Source organism: Flavobacterium erciyesense, assembly GCF_018069925.1.
Lineage (GTDB): Bacteria > Bacteroidota > Bacteroidia > Flavobacteriales > Flavobacteriaceae > Flavobacterium > Flavobacterium erciyesense.
In genome coordinates, this window is sequence record NZ_JAGPXB010000004.1 from 181,636 (window position 1) to 200,690 (window position 19,055).

Consider the following 19,055-nt stretch of genomic DNA (forward strand, 5'->3'; position numbering starts at 1 on the left):
AATTCCAGTAATAACGCAAAAATGAATTATCAAAAACAATCAAACTCAAATGAAAAAATCAATTTTAGCAGTGCTTGGAGTACTTGTTCTAGCGGCATGTTCTAAAACAGAATCAAAAGGCAATGTGCATATCACCGGAAATATCAAAGGATTAAAAAACGGAACTTTATACCTTCAGCGCATCGTTGACACTTCATTAGTAATTCTTGATTCTATTAAAATTGATGGTAAATCTACTTTTGAAAGTCACTTTACACTTGAATCTCCTGAAATGTTATATCTGTCATTAGACCGTGGAGTAACCAATTCATTAGATAATAACCTATCATTTTTTGCAGAACCAGGAAATCTAACCATCGAAACCTCATTAGATAATTATTTAGCCGATGCTGTTGTAACAGGATCAAAAAACAATGATGTATTTGAAGAGTATAAAAAAATAAAAAGCCGTTTCACAGATGAGAATTTAACCTTGGTTGAAAAAAAATTCAAAGCGATCAAAAGACAAAACAATGCTGTAGTTGATAGTTTATCAGCCAAACAAGACTCTAACCTAAAACGCAGGTATTTGTTTGCAACTAATTTTGCTTTGAACAACAGAGATCTTGAAGTAGCACCATACATTGCCTTATCTGAGATTTACGACATCAACATAAAATATTTAGATACCATTCAAAAGGCGATGTCTCCAAAAGTAGCACAATCGCTGTATGGTAAAAAACTAACTAAATTTGTAACTTCCGCAAAGCAGTAATCAATTCCAAAAATTTCCCCATCATAAAAACCATTTCCTTTCAAGGAGGTGGTTTTTTTTTGCTTTGTGCGCAACTAAAATTAAAAAACACAACTTTATTTTAAAAAATATTTTAATCGCTTAGCAGACGTTAAAAACAACAAAGTAGTATTAAGAAATAATTAAAAGCAATTGCACATAGTGAATTATAAAGCTACTCAAATAAAAAACTAGTACAATTGACAACGCACATAGCTCCTTGGATATAGTTCAAAAAAAAACCATCTAACAAAAGTTAGATGGTTTATCGAAGAGCCGGCGGAGGGACTCGAACCCACGACCTGCTGATTACAAATCAGCTGCTCTAGCCAACTGAGCTACGCTGGCGACTCATTACGGGTGCAAATATACAGCGGTTTTTGAATAATACAAATCTTTTTTAAAAGAAATTTTTATTAAAATTCAAAGCCGTTGCAACTGAACAACTTAAGTATAAAACAAAAAAAACCACCTAAAAAGGTGGTTTTTACAATGAGCCGGCGGAGGGACTCGAACCCACGACCTGCTGATTACAAATCAGCTGCTCTAGCCAACTGAGCTACGCTGGCGTCTCATTTCCGGTGCAAATATAAGGATGAATTTGACTTCTCCAAAATAAATTTACACTTTTTTATCGGTTTTTTCGACTACAATTCGTTGATTTTAGCAATCAATTGATTTGCAGTTTGTTCCAACTCAACATTAATTTGCTTGAAGTGTGCTTTTTTATTTTCAACGTTTTTAGCGTTTACTTTTGTAATCAAAACATCAAAAGCAGCAATAGCTTCGTCAATTAAGTTGTTAGTTTCAGTAGTTGGTTTTCCTGTAGTTGAAATCTCGAACAAGTAAACTGCCTCAATAATATCTCCTAAAACGTAGTTGATGTCTTTCTTTAAATTTTTAACGTTTGCCATTTCTATTTATTTAAAATTTGAATTTTAATTTGCGTTTGCAAAAGTACACATAATCTTTCTATTAGCTGCTATGATTTGTAAATTTCTAAAATAGAAGCTTTTCCGTTAAGTATGAACTACTTTAGGACCTAAAACTGTTGCTTGCTGAAAAATAATCTTCGCAACCGCTTCTCTATTTTTTACAATCAGCACGCAACGGTTCGTGTATATAAAAACGTAATCTACTTAGAAGTTAACTTTTGGATAGCTTGTAGCGCTTTAGGAATATGTTTGGTTGCCATCATACTGTCAAAAATCATTTGAACCACTCCATTCTTATCAGTTACATAGGTTACTCTGCCCGGCATCAATCCGAACAAACCCGTTGGTACTCCAAAAAGTTTACGAATGGCTTTGTTACTATCCGACAATAAAATAAAGGGTAACTTAAATTGCTTGGCAAATTTTTGGTGCGAACTAGTACTATCTCCGCTTATTCCAATTACTTCAGCACCCAATTCCTTAAAATCTTCATATTGATCTCTGAAACTGCAAGCTTGTGCGGTACAACCCGGTGTATTATCTTTTGGATAAAAATAAATTACCAGAGGCTTTTGACCTAAAACAGTCTTACTGTCAAACAAATTCCCTTCGGTATCCGTTGCGGTGAAATGCGGAATCACATCACCAACTTTTAGCTCTTTCATTCTCCTCGATAGGTTACAAAGTTACGCGGCGTTTCGTATAAAACTACTTCTAAATCAAACTCAGGTTTGATTCTTTTTCTGATTTTATCCCAAATTACAACTACAATATTTTCGGCAGTAGGATTCAAATCTTTAAACTCTGGCACATCCAAATTCAAGTTTTTGTGATCAAATTGATTTTCAACCTCTTCTTTTATAATATCGCTCAAAAACTTCACATCCATTACATAACCTGTCTCAGGATCAATAGCTCCCGTTACGCTAACCGTCATGTCGTAATTATGACCGTGAAAATTAGGATTATTGCATTTACCAAAAATAGCATCGTTTTGTTCAAAGGTCCAATCCTTACGGTACAAACGGTGCGCCGCATTAAAATGGGCTTTTCTCGAAATAGTAACTCTCATATTGATAGTATTAGGGTAAGCGTTTAAGGCGCTAATGGACTTTTATGTTCTTCTAGATAGTGGTAAAACTCATCAAAGATAATTTTAAACCAAACAGTGTATAAATCAGGATGCTGCAGCATATCGGTTTTTACATCTTCAATTTTCATCCACTTCCACGCTTCAACTTCTTCGGGATTAATATTGGGTTCTTCATTAGAGTACCCAATCATGACATGATCAAGCTCATGCTCGGTTAATCCATTGTCAAAAGGGGCTTTGTAAATAAAATGAAAAAGTTCTTTTAACGGAGTTTTGAAACCCATTTCCTCAAAAAGTCGGCGACTTCCTGCTTCAATATTAGTTTCGCCCTCTCGTTGGTGGCTGCAGCACGTATTGGTCCATAACAAAGGAGAATGGTATTTATGATGTGCCCGTTGCTGCAACATAATTTCGTTGCTGCTGTTTAAAACAAAAACGGAAAAAGCACGATGCAAAACTGCTTTTTGATGTGCTTCTAATTTAGGCATTAAGCCTATTTGCTCATCGTTTTCATTTACTAAAATTACATTTTCTTCTACCATTTTACTTTATTATGCTTCCAAAAGTACAAAAAAATAATTTGCCCCTTAGTCTTTAACATTCCGTTTTGAATCGTTTATGATGATTCAAAATTATACTTTATACCTCAAGCAAAAATCAACTATTTCTATTGCAAAATAGCATTGCTTTTACAAAAATTATCAGCTGTAAATCTGAGCGAAAATCTTTTAAAAAACTAAAATTGTGCTTTTTTATACCTCTCAAACATTAAAAAAAGAATTTTATTCTACACAAAACTGACTCAACAAGATGAAAATCTCATTTAAATTAAAAAAACTCTGAAAATTCAAGCTCAATTATTAGAATCGTTGACTCAGCATCAATCCAAAGACAATTTTTAACCGTAAATACTATTATAAAATTCGCTTAAACAAGTATTAATTTGTCCTTTAGGCGACACTTTAATTGCAAAAAGCAATTTACATTTGTGTTGAAATTAAAAAATAAAATCATGAAAACAGCTCAACGAATTCTTTGTCAATTGTTTATTGTACCGCTATTCATGCTTACTGCGTGTGCACAAACTTCAAAAAAACAAGCCGCGCCTGTCGTTGTAAGTGCAACAAACACCATCTCAAAACCTGGAAATCCATATTACTCTAATACTGACCAAACCAAGTTAAAGGTTAGCGATGCGGAATGGAAAAAAGTTTTACCCGAGGATGTTTACGAAGTTTCTCGAAATGCAGATACCGAAAGACCCTTTACAGGTAAATATTGGAATACCGACGAAAAAGGAACTTATTATTGTGCCGCTTGTGGAAACAAACTTTTCCGATCAGGCGCCAAGTTTGCAAGCAATTGCGGATGGCCGAGTTTTTTTGAACAAGACAATAAAAACAGTGTCGTTTATAAAAAAGATAATTCTTTAGGAATGGAGCGCATCGAAGCCCTTTGCGGAAGATGCGACGGACATTTAGGCCACTTATTTGATGACGGTCCGGAGCCTACTGGAAAAAGATACTGTATGAACTCCATCGCTTTAGATTTTATACCTGATGCCAAATAATATGAAAAAGCTACTTTTTACCTTCCTACTTTTAACAACGGGATTATTTGCCCAAAACAAGCCCAAACCAAATTTAGAAACCATCACATTAGCTGGTGGTTGCTACTGGTGTGTTGAGGCAGTTTACGAAAATTTGATTGGTGTTCAAAGCGCCGTATCTGGATATGCAGGCGGAAAAACGAGCAGCCCCACTTATGAAGACGTGTCCACGGGTCAGTCAGGCTATGCTGAAGTAGTGCAGCTTACTTACGATAAAAATGTTACTAATTTAGATGAGATTTTTAAAGTGTTTTTTACCGTTCACGATCCAACTACACTCAACAGACAAGGCGCTGATATTGGAACGCAATACCGCTCCGCTATCTTTTACAAGAACGAGAATGAGAAAAAAGCAGCACAAGCTTTGATAAAAGATTTAAGCAAAGCCAAGGTATACGATAGCCCAATTGTAACCACGCTTGAGCCATTGACTGCATTTTACAAAGCCGAGTCGTATCATCAAAATTATTACAAAAACAATAGTTCACAGCCTTATTGTAAGATGGTCATTCAACCCAAACTAGAAAAATTTGAAAAATTATTCAAAAACAGATTGAAAAAAAAGTAATACCACAACAACGCCTTGTCCCTGAGAACAAGGCGTTTTTTTTATGCAGTGGTTGAAGTTCAAGTACTACCTTCTGAACAATTATAAATTCCATATATTTGTTTGATAGCCTTTCCTTTGAAAACATAAAAATAAAATCACAGGAAATTTTAACTTGCATCAAATAACCAAAAACCATGAAAAAATATTTTCCTCTATTAGGATTACTAGCCGTTAGTAGCATAAGCTCCGGGCAAACTGGATCATTAAAAGCAAAAATTGACAAAAAAGCAACCGCATTAGAATCTCAAGTTATTTCTTGGAGAAGGGATTTTCATCAAAATCCTGAATTAGGCAATCGAGAATTTAAAACAGCCGAAAAAATAGCAACTCATTTACGAAGTTTAGGATTAGAAGTACAAACAGGCGTAGCAAAAACAGGCGTTGTAGGTATTTTAAAAGGAGGTAAACCCGGGCCTGTAGTTGCATTGAGAGCGGATATTGATGCACTGCCCGTAAAAGAAAGAGTTGCTATCCCGTTTGCATCCAAAGCAGAAGGTGAATATAATGGGAAAGCTGTTTCAGTGATGCACGCCTGCGGACACGACACACATATTGCCATACTAATGGGAACTGCTGAAATCCTTGCGTCAATGAAAAATGATTTAAAAGGAACTGTGAAATTCATTTTTCAACCTGCCGAAGAAGGTCCGCCAGAAGGTGAAGAAGGTGGTGCCAAATTAATGGTGCAAGAAGGCGTTTTACAAAATCCGAAGGTTGATGTTATTTTTGGACTTCACATTAATGCGCAAACTGAAGTAGGACAAATTAAATACCGTTCGAAAGGTACAATGGCAGCTTCAGACTGGTTTACTATTAAATTAAAAGGGAAACAAACACACGGAGCCTATCCTTGGTTGGGCGTAGATCCCATTGCTACGGCAGCGCAGATGATTATGGGCATTCAAACTATTGTGAGCCGAAATGTTAACCTTTCAGAATCGGCTGCAGTTATCAGCGTAGGTCAAATCAATGCAGGTGTTCGCTCTAATGTGATTCCCGAAGAATTAATTATGACGGGAACCATCAGATCACTTGACAAAGAGGTGCAAAAGCTGCTACACAATCGATTAAACCAAGTAGTAAAGGGAATCGCAGAAAGCGCAGGTGTAACAGCTGATGTAAAAATTACCAATCAAACGTTAATTACATACAACGATCCTGAACTAACTGAAAAAATGGTTCCCACACTGGAAGCCACAGCTGGAAAAAATAAAGTTTCAATAACTCCCGCTGTAACAGGCGCCGAAGATTTCTCATATTTTCAAGAAAAAGTCCGAGGTTTGTATTTCTTTCTTGGTGGTGCGCCAAAAGGAAAACCAATTGCTGAAACAGCACCGCATCACACCCCAGATTTTTATATCGACGAAAGTGGATTTGTATTGGGCATGAAAGCCTTATCAAATTTAACCATTGATTATATGGAGATGAATTCCAAAAAATAAAAAGTAATGCCGTTGTTCCTGCTTCAAAAAGCAAAAAACAACGGCATTTTATTTTAAAACTTGAGGGTAGATTAAAAACTTACGAAAGTCGTGATTTTGGTTGAAATAAAAACTAGTTGTTTTTTAATACCGTTGCAATCATCTGAGCGCATTTTTCACCATCAATTGCAGCTGAAATAATTCCGCCAGCATAACCTGCACCTTCTCCGCAAGGATACAAACCTTTAATTTGAACATGCTCATAAGTATACACGTCCCTAGGTATGCGCACCGGCGATGAAGTTCTAGATTCTGGTGCGTGAAGAATTGCTTCATTAGTAAGGTAACCACGCATCGATTTTCCAAATTCTTTAAAACCTTCCCTTAAAATCTGCGTCAAGAAACCAGGGAAAACTTGTCCCATTTCTACTGAAGTTGTCCCAGGCACATAAGATGTTTTTGGAATATCAGATGAAACTTTACTTTGCGTAAAATCAATCATTCGCTGTGCAGGAGCTTTTTGACTTTCTCCTGCAAGATGCCAAGCGCTTTGCTCAATACTTTTTTGAAATTCCATTCCAGCTAGCGCTCCAAACTTAGCAAATGGCTTAAAATCTGCCAACTGCAACTCAATTACAATTCCAGAATTGGCGGTAGCTTGATCTCTCTTTGAAGGCGACCAACCGTTGGTTACCACCTCTCCAGGACTTGTTGCGCAAGGAGCAATTACGCCTCCCGGACACATGCAAAAAGAGTACATTCCTCTACCTCCTACTTGTTTGACAATGCTGTAAGGCGCTGGCGGCAAGTGTTCGCCTCTATAATCACAACTGTACTGAATACTATCAATCAAAGTTTGCGGATGCTCTGCACGCACGCCTAAAGCAAAAGGCTTAGCTTCTATAAAAATCTTTTTTCTATCTAATAGTTCAAAAATATCTCGAGCAGAATGACCAGTTGCTAAAATAATTTTTTGAGATAAAATGGTATCGCCATTTTGGGTTACAATCCCTTCAACCTCATTATTTTTCACCAAAATATCCGTAACACGCGTTTCAAATAAAACCTGACCACCACATTCGATAATTTTTTCACGCATGTCTTGAATAATCTGCGGCAACTTATTAGTACCAATATGCGGATGTGCATCGACCAAAATATCTGGCGATGCCCCAAAAGCAACAAACAATTCTAAAACTCGGGTTACATCACCTCGTTTTTTAGAGCGAGTGTATAATTTACCGTCAGAGTACGTTCCTGCCCCACCTTCGCCAAAGCAATAATTAGAATCTTCATCAACAATATGGTCTCGATTTATAGCTTTTAAATCCCTGCGTCGTCCTCGAACGTCCTTGCCTCTTTCAACTACAATTGGCTTCAAACCCAATTCAATCAATTGCAAAGCTGCAAAAAGACCTGCTGGACCTGCACCAACCACAATAACCTCTTGAGCAGAAGTGACATTTGGATAGTCAGGAAGTTGCACCTTTTGCTCTTGAAACAGCTCACCTTTTAAAAAAATTGATAGTTTAAGGTTTATTTTGATGGCCTTTTGGCGCGCATCAATTGACCTTTTTAAAACTACAACATGATCAATATCTTGAACAGCAACTTTGATTTGTTTTGACAAATGAGTTTTTAAAAGCGACTCACTTGCTGCGGTTTCGGGAGAGACTTGTAATAAGAGTTCTTGCGGCATTTTTTTAACGTATTGGATTCTACAGATTACCAAGTAGAATATTGAAACTCGGAATCAGTTTGCAAAAGTACTATTTTGAACTGACATCTAGTAGCGCTCCAATAAAGGCTTTTGAAAATAGGGAAAGACTCCCTTTTTAAAATAGTCTTTGTACCTTTGGTGCTCGAAAAATATCAAGCACCAAAACGATACAAAATGTCAAGAAAAATAAAATTAATTTGGGATTTCCGCGGACCAGCAGCAGCCAAAACAGCCGAGCACCACGAAATCCATTTAAAAGAATACATTCAAATCGAAAAACTACCCTTATCCATTACTGGTTTCACTGTACAAGGCGAAATGCAAGCTATTGCCTTTATGGTTGTGACCGATGAGAACATGATTTCTGTTCGTGATGCACTAAAACCTCATCGTGGCGAGTTGTACCAAGAATAAATTAGGCTAAACTGTTGATCACGTCAACAAATAATTGGCTTAATTTTTCATCGGCCTTGCCAGCTATTGCAATAATTTCGGCGATATCAACAGGTTTTAAATTATCTGGATCGCATTCGTCAGTAATTACACTTACTGCAGCGCACGGCAGTTTTAACTGATTGGCTACTATTACTTCTGGCGTGGTACTCATCCCTACCATATCAGCACCTATTCGACCTAAATAGCGGTATTCCGCACGGGTTTCAAGTTGCGGTCCGTATACAGAAGCATACACTCCCGTTTTTAATTCAAGAGATGACTTCGCAGCTATTTGTTGAAACTTCTCATTCAAAAATCCATCATAAGGCGCGCTCATGTCCGGAAAAATGCCTCCGTATTCAAAACTATTTAATCCAGAAAGCGGGCTACCTCCTTGCAAATTGATGTGATCATCTAGTAAAATTAAATCGCCTTTTTTAAAAGCACTATTTATTCCGCCGGCAGCATTGCTTAATAACAAATGCTTTACTCCCAGTTGATGCAATACTCGGATGGGGAAAGTCACTTGCTGCAAAGAATATCCCTCGTAAAGATGAAATCGGCCTTGCATGGCAATTACTTTTTTGTCGCCAATTGTTCCAATTACTAATTTGCCTTTATGAAATTCAACAGTTGAAACTGGAAAATGCGGAATATCACCATAATCAATGGTCTGCTCAACTACCAGATGGTCTAAAAATTTTCCTAAACCTGTTCCTAAAACCACTGCAAGTGATGGACTTGCTATTCCTTTTGAAACTAAAAATTCTGTTGATTCTAAAATCTTTTGTAAATATGTCATATTATAAAACTATTATTGGTAAATCTCGTAAATAATAATAAATTTACGAAAACAATGCCATGAAAAATATAATATTTATCCTTTGTTTTGTTCAAGTTGCATTGGCGCAACCCAAAAATTATGTGAAAATTTCGCAAGATTTTATTGAAGCTGCTAAATATGGCGACACAACTACAGTAGCTTTGATCGAGGCTATTGCAAAAGCAGATGAAAAAGAACTACTCGCTCAACTAGGTACAGATGATCTTAAGAAAGCCTTCTTCATCAATCTTTATAACGGGTTTACTAATTATGCTTTAAAAAAAGATCCTGAAAAATATAAAAGTCGCAACTCCTTTTTTAAATCGAAGCAATTTGTAGTTGCTGGAAACAAATTGAGTTTAGACATGATTGAACATGGTTTTTTAAGAAAATCAAGTATCAAATTGAGTTTAGGAAAACTTTCGAAGTTGTTTCCGACGCAATTAGAAAAAAAATACCGTGTAGAAAAGGTGGATTATAGAATTCATTTTAGCTTAAATTGTGGCGCAAAAAGTTGTCCACCAATTTTCTCTTACGACCCCGCTAAAATAAACGAGCAACTTGACATAGCTACTAAAAGTTATTTGAGCAATGATGCGCGCTATGACAAGGATAAAAATACTTTGCACCTACCTATATTAATGAGTTGGTTTCGAGGAGACTTTGGAAACAAAAAAGGCATTTTAAAAATTTGTGAAGATTTAAAAATCATTCCCAAAGGCACAAAACCAAAACTAAAATACAACGATTACGATTGGAGTTTATTTCTAGAAAATTTTAAATACTAAAAACTGAGATGGATATAAATTATTACAACGCAGATGACCTCAAAAAATTTGGCAATATCGTTGAGTTTCAAAAAGAAATGGGCGAAAAATTCTTTGGCTATTACGGAGAAGTTTTTAAAGAAGGTGCTCTTACAGCACGAGAAAAATCATTAATTGCGCTTGCAGTTGCGCATGCTGTGCAATGCCCGTATTGCATTGATGCTTACAGCTCTGATGCCTATGAAAAAGGATACAGCGAAAGCCAAATGATGGAAGCCGTACATGTTGCTGCAGCCATTCGTGGTGGAGCTAGTTTGGTACATGGTGTTCAAATGATGAATAAAGTCAAGAAAATAAGTTTATGAGCGAATTTGTAAAAATTAAATTAAAATCACTCAAAGCTACAGCTAATTCCTTATCAAAAGCAGAGCATCAACTGGCAGTTTTGGAACAAAATCCTACGCAATTTACACCATTTCATTCCCAACTAAATACAATTGGTTTACGCCCTCTTCGTCCTACCGCCCTTGAAGTATTTCAAGTTAATTTGGGCAAAATGTGTAATCAAGTTTGTACGCATTGCCATGTCGACGCAGGTCCGGATCGAAAGGAAATCATGACCAAGGAAACAATGGAAACAATCATTGAAGTTCTCAAAGCTAATCCTACTTTTAAAATTGTAGACATGACTGGTGGGGCTCCTGAAATGAATCCGCACTTCAGATGGTTTGTAGAAGAAGTAAGTAAACTAGGAATTCAGATGTACGTTCGCTGTAATTTGACCATCATTACTGCCAACAAAAAATACAACGACCTACCTGAGTTTTTCAAAAAACACAAAATTGAAGTCATTTCATCTTTGCCGTTTTATTCGAAAAATAGAACTGACAAACAACGCGGTGATGGTGTTTTTGAAAGTTCTATCAAAGCTTTACAAATGCTAAACGAGGTGGGCTATGGCAAAGAAGACTCCGAATTAAAATTAAATTTGGTTTACAATCCTGCGGGAGCCTTTTTACCGCCTGATCAAAGTGCACTTGAAAAAGAATACAAAACGGCACTTGCTAATGATTTTGGAATTAGTTTTAACAACCTATTTGCCATCACCAATTTGCCTGTAAGTCGCTATCTTGATTATTTGATCACATCTGAAAATTATGAAGATTATATGACCAAATTAATCGATGCCTTTAACCCAACAGCAGCAGAAAATGTAATGTGTAGAAACACCATTTCAATAGGTTGGGACGGCTATATTTACGACTGTGATTTTAATCAAATGTTAGAACTAAAAGTGAGTAACCCAACAACACAACACATCAGTACTTTTAATGCAAGTGCGTTGCAAGATCGCTCTATAATTGTAAACAACCACTGTTACGGTTGTACAGCAGGTTCTGGAAGTAGTTGTGGAGGAGCTGTTGCATAGCGCAACGTTTCTTAAAAGGATTCTTTGAAACGAAATTTAAAACTTAAAATTAATAATAAGAAGAAATACAATCGAATGGAAAATTATTTAGACGCTACCGTCAACCTTTACCGCGATGCCGCCTTAACACCTGATGTAGGATTGTGCTGCACGACTACACCTATTTGGAAATTCCCAGGTTTGGAGATTCCAAAAATTATGCAAGAAATGAATTACGGCTGTGGAAGCACCATCTCTGCACAAGACTTAATTAACAACCCAAAAATTCTTTATGTTGGCGTAGGTGGCGGAATGGAGTTACTACAATTTGCTTATTTTTCTCGCCAAAAAGGTGGTGTAGTTGGTGTAGATGTAGTCGATGAAATGCTAGAAGCTTCTCGTCAGAATTTTATTGTTGCTGAACAAGAAAACGATTGGTTCAAAAGTGAATTTGTCGAACTAAAAAAAGGAGATGCTTTAAACCTACCAATTGAAAATGAAAGTATCGATATTGCTGCACAAAACTGCTTGTTTAATATTTTCAAAACAGATGATTTGAAAAAAGCGCTACAAGAAATGTATCGTGTGCTAAAGCCAGGTGGTCGATTGGTTATGAGTGATCCTACGTGCGAGCAAGAAATGAACGAAACTCTGCGTAATGATGACCACTTAAGAGCTTTATGCCTTAGCGGAAGTATTCCGATTAAAGAATACATCAAAATGTTAACTGATGTAGGTTTTGGAACTATCGAAATTAGAGGAAGAAGACCGTACCGCATTTTAGATCCTGCAAATTATGCGACAGATGAACTAATTTTTATTGAAAGTATCGAAGTTTGCGCCATCAAAGACCCGATGCCAAGTGATGGACCGTGCGTATTTACTGGAAAAGCGGCGATTTATTATGGTAAAGAAGATTACTTTGACGATAAAAAAGGGCATACTTTACTAAAAAATCAGCCTCTTGCGGTATGCGATAAAACAGCTCAAGCGCTTGCAGACCTCAACAGAAGTGATATTTACATCAGCGAGTCGACGTTTCATTATAACGGAGGTGGTTGTTGTTAAACCTAACAAGCTGCAGTTCTAGTTCAACTGCAGCTTTTTAATTTAAAATTATGCAGCAAAAAAATGCAATCATTTTATTTACTAAGAATCCAGAATTAGGCAAAGTAAAAACTCGCTTGGCTAAAACAATTGGAAATGAGAAAGCTTTAGAAATTTATAAAAAACTATTACACCATACTCAAACAATTGTTACCCCAGTTGCTGCCGATAAATTCCTTTTTTATTCTGATGCGATTGTACGAAAGGATCAATGGCCGGAAACCGAATTTCATAAAAAAGTGCAACACGGTTCTGATTTAGGAGAACGAATGAAGACTGCTTTTCAAGAAGTTTTTAGTTTGGGCTACACCTCGGTTTGTATCATTGGTAGCGATTGCTATGAACTGACCTCCACAATTATTGATGACGCCTTTACTCAACTTGAAACATACGACACAGTGATAGGCCCTACTTTTGACGGTGGCTATTATTTGTTGGGGATGAAAAAGTTGCATGGATTTGTTTTTTTAAACAAAACTTGGAGTACCGAAACGGTTTACCCAGACACAATTGCTGGTATTCAAGAAAATAGTTTAACTTATTTCGACCTTCCAAAATTAACAGATATCGACGAGGAGAAAGACTTACCGCTTATTTGGAAATAACTGTCTATGTATTATTTTTTTAAACTAGCAGCTTCTGTGGCATTGCCATTGTACACCAATAAAACGATAGCGCGTTTTCACGAGCCTTTTGTAGCCAACCAAGCTACCATTTTAGCGAGTAATCATCCAAATTCTTTTTTTGACGCTATCGTAATCGCTGTGCACTACCCGCAACCCATTTATTTTTTAGCAAGAGGCGATGCGTTCAAAAAACCATTAGTAGCACAATTTTTAAAAGCCTTGCATTTAATTCCAATTTACCGATTAAGTGAAGGAAAAGAGAATTTGAGTAAAAACGATGATACGTTTCAAACTTGTATCAATTTACTCCAACAGAATCAAACGATTTTAATTTTCTCCGAAGGAATTTGTAAAAACGAATGGCAACTACGCCTGTTAAAAAAAGGAACTGCTCGACTGGCGCTTATGGCAGCTGAAGCAGGATTAAAAAACCTACGAATTCAACCCACTGCGATCAATTATTCTTCCTTTCGCAAGAACCCGAAAGAAGTTGAGATACATTTTAATCCAACCTTTTCGATTGATAGAAATGTACAAGAGAACGAAGCTGTTTTTTTCAATGAATTCAACAAACAATTAAAAACAGGTATGACCACTAATTTGTTGGTAAAAAGTGACACCAAGGATATTGAAATATTTCCAAAGCAAGTAATCTTACAAGCAAAATTTATAAAGTACATTGTTGCGACACCAGCCTTCGTAGGTTTTTTGGCTAATTATGGAATTTATTACTCGGTTAAAAAAATAGCCTTGCAAAAAACTAAGAATACTGTTTTTTACGACTCCGTGTTGTTTGGTATACTGTTGCTATTTTATCCTATTTTGGTAGCTTTTCTGGCTATTATTACAGGAGTAATTTTTAATTGGACTATAGCGTTGGTGCTTTTTCTATGCATGCCTTTAAGCGCCTGGTTTTACAAAACTTATAAAAGTTTGTAATTACTTTACCTTACTTAAAGCTAGCATTTTAATCATCCATCTCGGTAAAGGTTTTTCTTGATTTCTTTTGCGAAGGTCTAAATACCAACCAATTTTTTTTAGGATAGGAACTTTATGTGTTTCTACCAATTCAATTAAGGTGCCATCTGGATCCTCGATATAACAAAATCTACCCGAGGCATTATCCATCGCAAAGGTATTGTTGCTATCTACTGTAAACTCTAATCCGTGTGTAGCTGCATGATTTTTAAGAGCATCCATAGCAATAACATCAAAACAAAGATGAATAAAACCACAATCGCCCCAAAACCTATTTTCGTAAATTTTAGGTTGTTTTTGATCTAAATTTTGCAGCAATTCAACAGTTACATTTCCTAGCAAGGTATTGAATGCTCCCTTACCTGTTGCCGCTTTAAAAAGTCCTACTTTTCTAAAATTATGACCATTTTCAGTGTAGAAATCATCGTATGTGATAGTATCAAGTCCTAAAATAGTTTGGTAAAATGCAATTGATTTTTCCATATCGCTTACACCAATAACCGCTCCTACAACGCCACCCAAATCAAAATCATTATTTTGAAACCAATCGGTAGAGGGAATTATTTTAAAATGATTTGAGTCTGTATCGGTTACATAAAAATAAGGTTGACTATCAGGTCCTGATGCAATTGCACTCACAACCAAACCTTGTATTGCAGAAAGACGTTGGTGCGATTGTTTTAAATTTCGAGATTTTAAAATAGCCGCATTAATCCCTAATTGACCTAAGACAACTTGAGCACCTTGAGTTGGAGATCTGTCTTTAAATTGCCAAATTTCTAAACCGCCACCGCCTTGCAAATTCATGGTCAAAATAGCACGTCGGCTGTATACAACTCCACCAGTATATTGCGTCATTAAACTAGCTTTAGCCTCATCATCAAAAATCAAAACATCCATTCCGAAAAGATGTTTGTAGGTATGCATGGCTTTTGTCGCTTGACTAACTCCAATTCCTACTTGTTGAATTCCTGATAAATACTGATGCATAGACTGTTTATATATTAATTTTGTAAACCTTTTTTATGAGCAATTTTATAATACAAAGCGGGACAAAACCACCATAGCCACAGCAAAATACGTTCAGCTTTGACAATTACGATTGCTTTTTTACCTTTTTGAATACCTTTAATAATTTTTTGAGCGCAAATTTTTACGTCCATTCCCACTTCGTTATTCGCATCGGTTGTGCCGTACTGTTGTCCGTTGCCTTGAAGGGCATTTTTCGAGATTGGAGTATCAATCCTTCCTGGATATACGATAGAATGCAGTACTTTGGTTTCAAGTAACTCACATTGTACCGTTTCGACATAACCTTTGATAGCGTGTTTAGAGGCTGCATAACCAGAACGCAAAGGAAATCCCATTAATCCAGCTACACTGCTAATTATAACGCTATGGCCCGAGTTTTTCGCAACAAAATGAGGCAGCAAAGCCTGATTGATTGCAACTGGAGCAAAATAATTTATGGTCATTAATTTTTCATAAACTGCCATATCAGTTTCGGTAGCTTGAGCACGCTGACTAATACCAGCACTTTGAATCACAAAATCAATACGCCCGTAACAAGACAAAGCCTCGTCAACCAATCCCGGAATTCCTATTATGTCTAATAAATTATAAACTAGTATTTTTGATTTTTGCAGCTGTGGCTGCAATTCACTTAACAAACTTTGATTGGAAGACGTTAAAATCAAAATTGCTCCTAACGCATCCAACTGCAAAGCAAGTTCCTTTCCTATCCCTGAAGATGCGCCGGTAATCCAGACTACTTTGTCTTTAAAATGCATTTTTACGATAGTTTAAAAGATGTTTGTACGTGGTCACCATATCAATTTGAGAGGCTCCTTTTTTATACATGCGTACAATTTTCAAATTAGCCAACTGCACGGTTAACCATGTATTATCAGTATATTTTCGAGCAGAAACCATGGTCGCTTTAGGAATTAATTTGAATTTTCCTTGTTCCCAAATTCGAGCAATGAAGTCGTAATCCTCCATGATAAACATCTCTTCTTTGTAAGAACCGACACGTTCCCAAAGTGCTTTGGTTAAAAAAATTCCCTGATCACCACCTCTAAAAAATAAATAATTGAAGCGTGTAAAAAAGGCATTAACTTTTAACAGAAAACTATCGGAATCAAATTTCGTGCGGAAACTTCCACAATTATACCCTTGAGCAAAGGCTTTTTGTAGTGATATATAGCAATCTGCAGGAGGTAAACTATCGGCATGCAAGAAAAAATACACTTCTCCTGATGCATTTTGCACGCCAAAATTCATTTGCCCAGCGCGTCCTTTTACAGGCGAAAGGACTGCTACTACACCTAATTTTTCAGCAATTTGTAAGGTGTCATCCGTGCTACCGCCATCAGAAATAATGATTTCACAATTCGAAGGCGGTATAATTTTTTGCAAATGCAAGATTGTATTTTCTATTATGAGCGCTTCATTGTAAGTTGGAATAATTATGCTGATGACCATACATTTGGGGTAGAAAAAAATTCTTGAACTCGTTATTAATTGGCAACCTCGCTAATAAATTTGATTCGCATAAGTCGCAACTCATCTAAATCGTAATCACCATCAAATTCTTTCAAAGCTTTTTCGATACTATCTGTTTCTGATTCCATGAAATACTCATGAATTTCTTCTTGCTGATCATCATCGAGCATTTCGTCAATCCAATATTTAATATTAAGTTTGGTTCCGGAGTACACAATTTGTTCCATTTCTTTAATCAAAGCATCCATATTCAAACCTTTTGCCGAAGCAATATCGTCAAGAGATAGTTTTCTGTCTATATTTTGAATAATATATAATTTGTTGGCAGAATTTACTCCAGTAGATTTCACCACTAAATCATCCGGTCGGACAATATCGTTGTCTTGTACGTACCTACTAATTAAGGCTACAAATTCATTACCATATTTTTTAGCTTTACCTTCTCCAACACCATGAATATTGATTAATTCAGCTGCTGAAATTGGATATTTGAGAGCCATATCTTCCAGCGAAGGATCTTGAAAAACAACAAATGGAGGAACGCCAATTTTCTTAGCCACTTTTTTACGCAAATCACGAAGCATTCCCATCAAAACCTCATCAGCAACACCTGTTGATTTGGCTGCAGTAACAATAGCCTCATCTACTGATTCATTGTATTCATGATCTTCTGACATGAGGAACGATTCCGGATTAGCTATAAAATCAGCTCCTTTTGGAGTCAGTTTTACAATTCCATATGTTTCAATGTCTTTTGACAAATAGCCTGCAACTAACACTTGACGCAATAAAGCCATCCAGTATTTTTCATCATGAGTTGCTCCACATCCAAAAAAGGATTGCGAATCAGTACGATGCGCTTTGATTACCGCATTGACACGTCCAATAAGTGTAAAAACAATTTCTTTTGATTTGTATAAGTGTTTGGTGTCACGCACTACTTCTAGCAATTGCACCACTTCTTTTTGTGCTTCTACTTTAACTTTCGGGTTGCGAACGTTATCATCCATATCGGCACCTTCTCCAGTAGCTGAATCAAATTCCTCACCAAAATAATGCAGGATGAATTTTCGTCGAGACATTGATGTTTCAGCATAAGCCACTACTTCTTGTAGCAATGCAAATCCTATTTCTTGTTCGGCAACCGGTTTGCCGGACATGAACTTTTCTAACTTCTCAACGTCCTTATAGGAGTAATACGCTAAACAATGTCCTTCGCCACCATCGCGACCTGCTCTACCCGTTTCTTGGTAATAACTTTCGAGTGATTTAGGAATGTCATGGTGAATTACAAATCGCACATCTGGCTTGTCAATACCCATTCCAAAGGCAATGGTAGCAACAACTACCTCAACATCTTCCATCAGAAACATATCTTGATGTTTAGCTCTAGTTTTGGCATCTAAACCAGCGTGGTACGGCACTGCAGAAATTCCGTTTACTTGTAAAACTTCGGCAATAGCTTCCACTTTTTTGCGACTCAAACAGTAGATGATTCCTGATTTACCTTTATTTTGTTTGATAAATCGAATGATATCCGATTCAATATTTTTTGTTTTCGTGCGTACTTCGTAGTACAAATTAGGTCTGTTAAACGATGCCTTGAATGTGGTAGCATCAGACATATCTAAGTTTTTCAAGATATCTTCCTGCACCTTTGGCGTTGCCGTTGCCGTAAGTCCTATAATTGGCACATCGCCCAACTGTTTGATGATGTGCTTTAAATTACGGTATTCCGGTCTAAAATCATGACCCCATTCTGAAATACAATGCGCCTCATCTATGGCTACAAATGAAATAGGCACGCTTCTTAAAAAAGTAACATACTCTTCTTTGGTTAACGATTCTGGCGCTACATACAACAGTTTAGTCAAACCCGAACTAATATCTGCTTTCACCTGTGTAATTTCAGTTTTGGTCAACGAGGAGTTTAAAACATGAGCAATTCCATTTTCTGAAGATAAGCTACGAATAGCATCTACTTGATTTTTCATCAAGGCAATTAAAGGCGAAACTACAATTGCAGTCCCCTCTTGAATCAAAGCGGGTAATTGATAACAAAGTGACTTTCCTCCACCTGTAGGCATAATCACAAAAGTATTTTTTTGACTCAAAATACTTTTAATGACTTGTTCCTGCAATCCCTTAAATTGGCTAAAGCCAAAATACTTCTTTAATTCTTTGTGTATGTCAATTTCGTTTGAATTCATTCTTTATTACGTGGTATTTTGTATAAATTTGCAATA

At 36.5% G+C, this 19,055-nt stretch carries 21 protein-coding genes and 2 tRNA genes; 11 read left to right on the plus strand and 12 right to left on the minus strand.

Annotation, left to right across the window (positions count from 1 at the left end):
• The first annotated feature begins 49 nt into the window (after positions 1-49).
• On the plus strand, positions 50-754 hold the full coding sequence (locus KBJ98_RS06520; protein WP_210788875.1) for a DUF4369 domain-containing protein: 705 nt from the start codon (positions 50-52) through the stop codon (positions 752-754).
• A 292-nt stretch (positions 755-1,046) separates the two neighbouring features.
• Here KBJ98_RS06520 and KBJ98_RS06525 read toward each other — a convergent pair.
• The 6 genes from KBJ98_RS06525 to idi all read right to left on the minus strand — a co-directional run bounded on the left by KBJ98_RS06525 (position 1,047) and on the right by idi (position 3,342).
• Positions 1,047-1,120, minus strand: a tRNA-Thr gene (locus KBJ98_RS06525).
• 147 nt (positions 1,121-1,267) lie between these two features.
• Positions 1,268-1,341, minus strand: a tRNA-Thr gene (locus KBJ98_RS06530).
• A gap of 78 nt (positions 1,342-1,419) precedes the next feature.
• A complete protein-coding gene (locus tag KBJ98_RS06535; protein WP_166136440.1) occupies positions 1,420-1,686 on the minus strand; it encodes a hypothetical protein in 267 nt (88 codons plus the stop codon).
• 221 nt (positions 1,687-1,907) lie between these two features.
• Positions 1,908-2,372 carry a peroxiredoxin gene (locus KBJ98_RS06540; protein WP_210788876.1) on the minus strand — a complete coding sequence of 155 codons (465 nt, stop codon included), beginning with the start codon at positions 2,370-2,372 and terminating at the stop codon, positions 1,908-1,910.
• Positions 2,369-2,779, minus strand: a complete 411-nt coding sequence (locus tag KBJ98_RS06545; protein WP_166136434.1) for a 6-pyruvoyl trahydropterin synthase family protein — start codon at positions 2,777-2,779, stop codon at positions 2,369-2,371. Before KBJ98_RS06545 ends, KBJ98_RS06540 begins: the two co-directional genes overlap by 4 nt.
• Positions 2,780-2,802: 23 nt before the next feature.
• Positions 2,803-3,342 carry an isopentenyl-diphosphate Delta-isomerase gene (gene idi, locus KBJ98_RS06550; RefSeq protein WP_210788877.1) on the minus strand — a complete coding sequence of 180 codons (540 nt, stop codon included), beginning with the start codon at positions 3,340-3,342 and terminating at the stop codon, positions 2,803-2,805.
• 470 nt (positions 3,343-3,812) lie between these two features.
• Between idi and msrB the strand changes: the two genes are divergently transcribed.
• The 3 genes from msrB (at position 3,813) to KBJ98_RS06565 (ending at position 6,461) form a co-directional block, all read left to right on the plus strand.
• Positions 3,813-4,370 (plus strand): peptide-methionine (R)-S-oxide reductase MsrB, encoded by a 558-nt coding sequence (msrB, locus tag KBJ98_RS06555; RefSeq protein WP_210788878.1) that lies wholly within the window; start codon positions 3,813-3,815, stop codon positions 4,368-4,370.
• A gap of 1 nt (position 4,371) precedes the next feature.
• The gene (gene msrA / locus KBJ98_RS06560; RefSeq protein WP_210788879.1) at positions 4,372-4,977 is read left to right on the plus strand and encodes a peptide-methionine (S)-S-oxide reductase MsrA; all 606 of its coding nucleotides are present in this window, start codon (positions 4,372-4,374) and stop codon (positions 4,975-4,977) included.
• Between the two features lie 176 nt (positions 4,978-5,153).
• Positions 5,154-6,461 (plus strand): amidohydrolase, encoded by a 1,308-nt coding sequence (locus KBJ98_RS06565; RefSeq protein ID WP_210788880.1) that lies wholly within the window; start codon positions 5,154-5,156, stop codon positions 6,459-6,461.
• A 112-nt stretch (positions 6,462-6,573) separates the two neighbouring features.
• Here the strand turns inward: KBJ98_RS06565 and KBJ98_RS06570 are convergent, their stop codons facing one another.
• Positions 6,574-8,139 carry an NAD(P)/FAD-dependent oxidoreductase gene (locus KBJ98_RS06570; protein ID WP_210788881.1) on the minus strand — a complete coding sequence of 522 codons (1,566 nt, stop codon included), beginning with the start codon at positions 8,137-8,139 and terminating at the stop codon, positions 6,574-6,576.
• 195 nt (positions 8,140-8,334) lie between these two features.
• Here KBJ98_RS06570 and KBJ98_RS06575 point away from each other — a divergent pair, with 195 nt between their 5' ends.
• The gene (locus KBJ98_RS06575; RefSeq protein WP_210788882.1) at positions 8,335-8,574 is read left to right on the plus strand and encodes a hypothetical protein; all 240 of its coding nucleotides are present in this window, start codon (positions 8,335-8,337) and stop codon (positions 8,572-8,574) included.
• Between the two features lies 1 nt (position 8,575).
• On the opposite strand, the gene KBJ98_RS06580 is transcribed toward KBJ98_RS06575, so the two are convergent.
• Positions 8,576-9,397 (minus strand): purine-nucleoside phosphorylase, encoded by an 822-nt coding sequence (locus KBJ98_RS06580; protein WP_210788884.1) that lies wholly within the window; start codon positions 9,395-9,397, stop codon positions 8,576-8,578.
• Positions 9,398-9,456: 59 nt separating this feature from the next.
• Here KBJ98_RS06580 and KBJ98_RS06585 point away from each other — a divergent pair, with 59 nt between their 5' ends.
• The 6 genes from KBJ98_RS06585 (at position 9,457) to KBJ98_RS06610 (ending at position 14,265) form a co-directional block, all read left to right on the plus strand.
• A complete protein-coding gene (locus KBJ98_RS06585; protein ID WP_210788885.1) occupies positions 9,457-10,206 on the plus strand; it encodes a DUF547 domain-containing protein in 750 nt (249 codons plus the stop codon).
• 8 nt (positions 10,207-10,214) lie between these two features.
• On the plus strand, positions 10,215-10,550 hold the full coding sequence (locus KBJ98_RS06590) for an arsenosugar biosynthesis-associated peroxidase-like protein (RefSeq protein WP_210788887.1): 336 nt from the start codon (positions 10,215-10,217) through the stop codon (positions 10,548-10,550).
• On the plus strand, positions 10,547-11,614 hold the full coding sequence (arsS, locus tag KBJ98_RS06595) for an arsenosugar biosynthesis radical SAM (seleno)protein ArsS (RefSeq protein WP_210788889.1): 1,068 nt from the start codon (positions 10,547-10,549) through the stop codon (positions 11,612-11,614). Before KBJ98_RS06590 ends, arsS begins: the two co-directional genes overlap by 4 nt.
• A 75-nt stretch (positions 11,615-11,689) precedes the next feature.
• Positions 11,690-12,661, plus strand: coding sequence for an arsenosugar biosynthesis arsenite methyltransferase ArsM (arsM, locus tag KBJ98_RS06600; protein WP_210788890.1), 972 nt, complete (start codon positions 11,690-11,692; stop codon positions 12,659-12,661).
• Positions 12,662-12,711: 50 nt separating this feature from the next.
• Positions 12,712-13,305, plus strand: a complete 594-nt coding sequence (locus tag KBJ98_RS06605) for a TIGR04282 family arsenosugar biosynthesis glycosyltransferase (protein ID WP_210788892.1) — start codon at positions 12,712-12,714, stop codon at positions 13,303-13,305.
• 6 nt (positions 13,306-13,311) lie between these two features.
• Positions 13,312-14,265, plus strand: a complete 954-nt coding sequence (locus KBJ98_RS06610) for a 1-acyl-sn-glycerol-3-phosphate acyltransferase (RefSeq protein WP_210788894.1) — start codon at positions 13,312-13,314, stop codon at positions 14,263-14,265.
• Here KBJ98_RS06610 and KBJ98_RS06615 read toward each other — a convergent pair whose 3' ends face one another.
• Genes KBJ98_RS06615 through KBJ98_RS06630 form a run of 4 tightly spaced genes read right to left on the minus strand, consistent with a single transcriptional unit; the run spans position 14,266 to position 19,019 of the window.
• On the minus strand, positions 14,266-15,294 hold the full coding sequence (locus tag KBJ98_RS06615; RefSeq protein ID WP_166136395.1) for a VOC family protein: 1,029 nt from the start codon (positions 15,292-15,294) through the stop codon (positions 14,266-14,268).
• Between the two features lie 14 nt (positions 15,295-15,308).
• Complete coding sequence (locus tag KBJ98_RS06620) at positions 15,309-16,094, minus strand: SDR family NAD(P)-dependent oxidoreductase (RefSeq protein WP_210788895.1); 786 nt, start codon at positions 16,092-16,094, stop codon at positions 15,309-15,311.
• Entirely contained in the window at positions 16,084-16,788 is a 705-nt protein-coding gene (locus tag KBJ98_RS06625; protein ID WP_210788897.1) for a TIGR04283 family arsenosugar biosynthesis glycosyltransferase, read from the minus strand. The genes KBJ98_RS06620 and KBJ98_RS06625 overlap by 11 nt, the downstream gene beginning before the upstream one ends.
• Positions 16,789-16,823: 35 nt before the next feature.
• Positions 16,824-19,019: an ATP-dependent DNA helicase RecQ gene (locus KBJ98_RS06630; protein ID WP_210788899.1), complete on the minus strand. Its 2,196-nt coding sequence runs from the start codon at positions 19,017-19,019 to the stop codon at positions 16,824-16,826.
• Positions 19,020-19,055 lie beyond the last annotated feature (36 nt).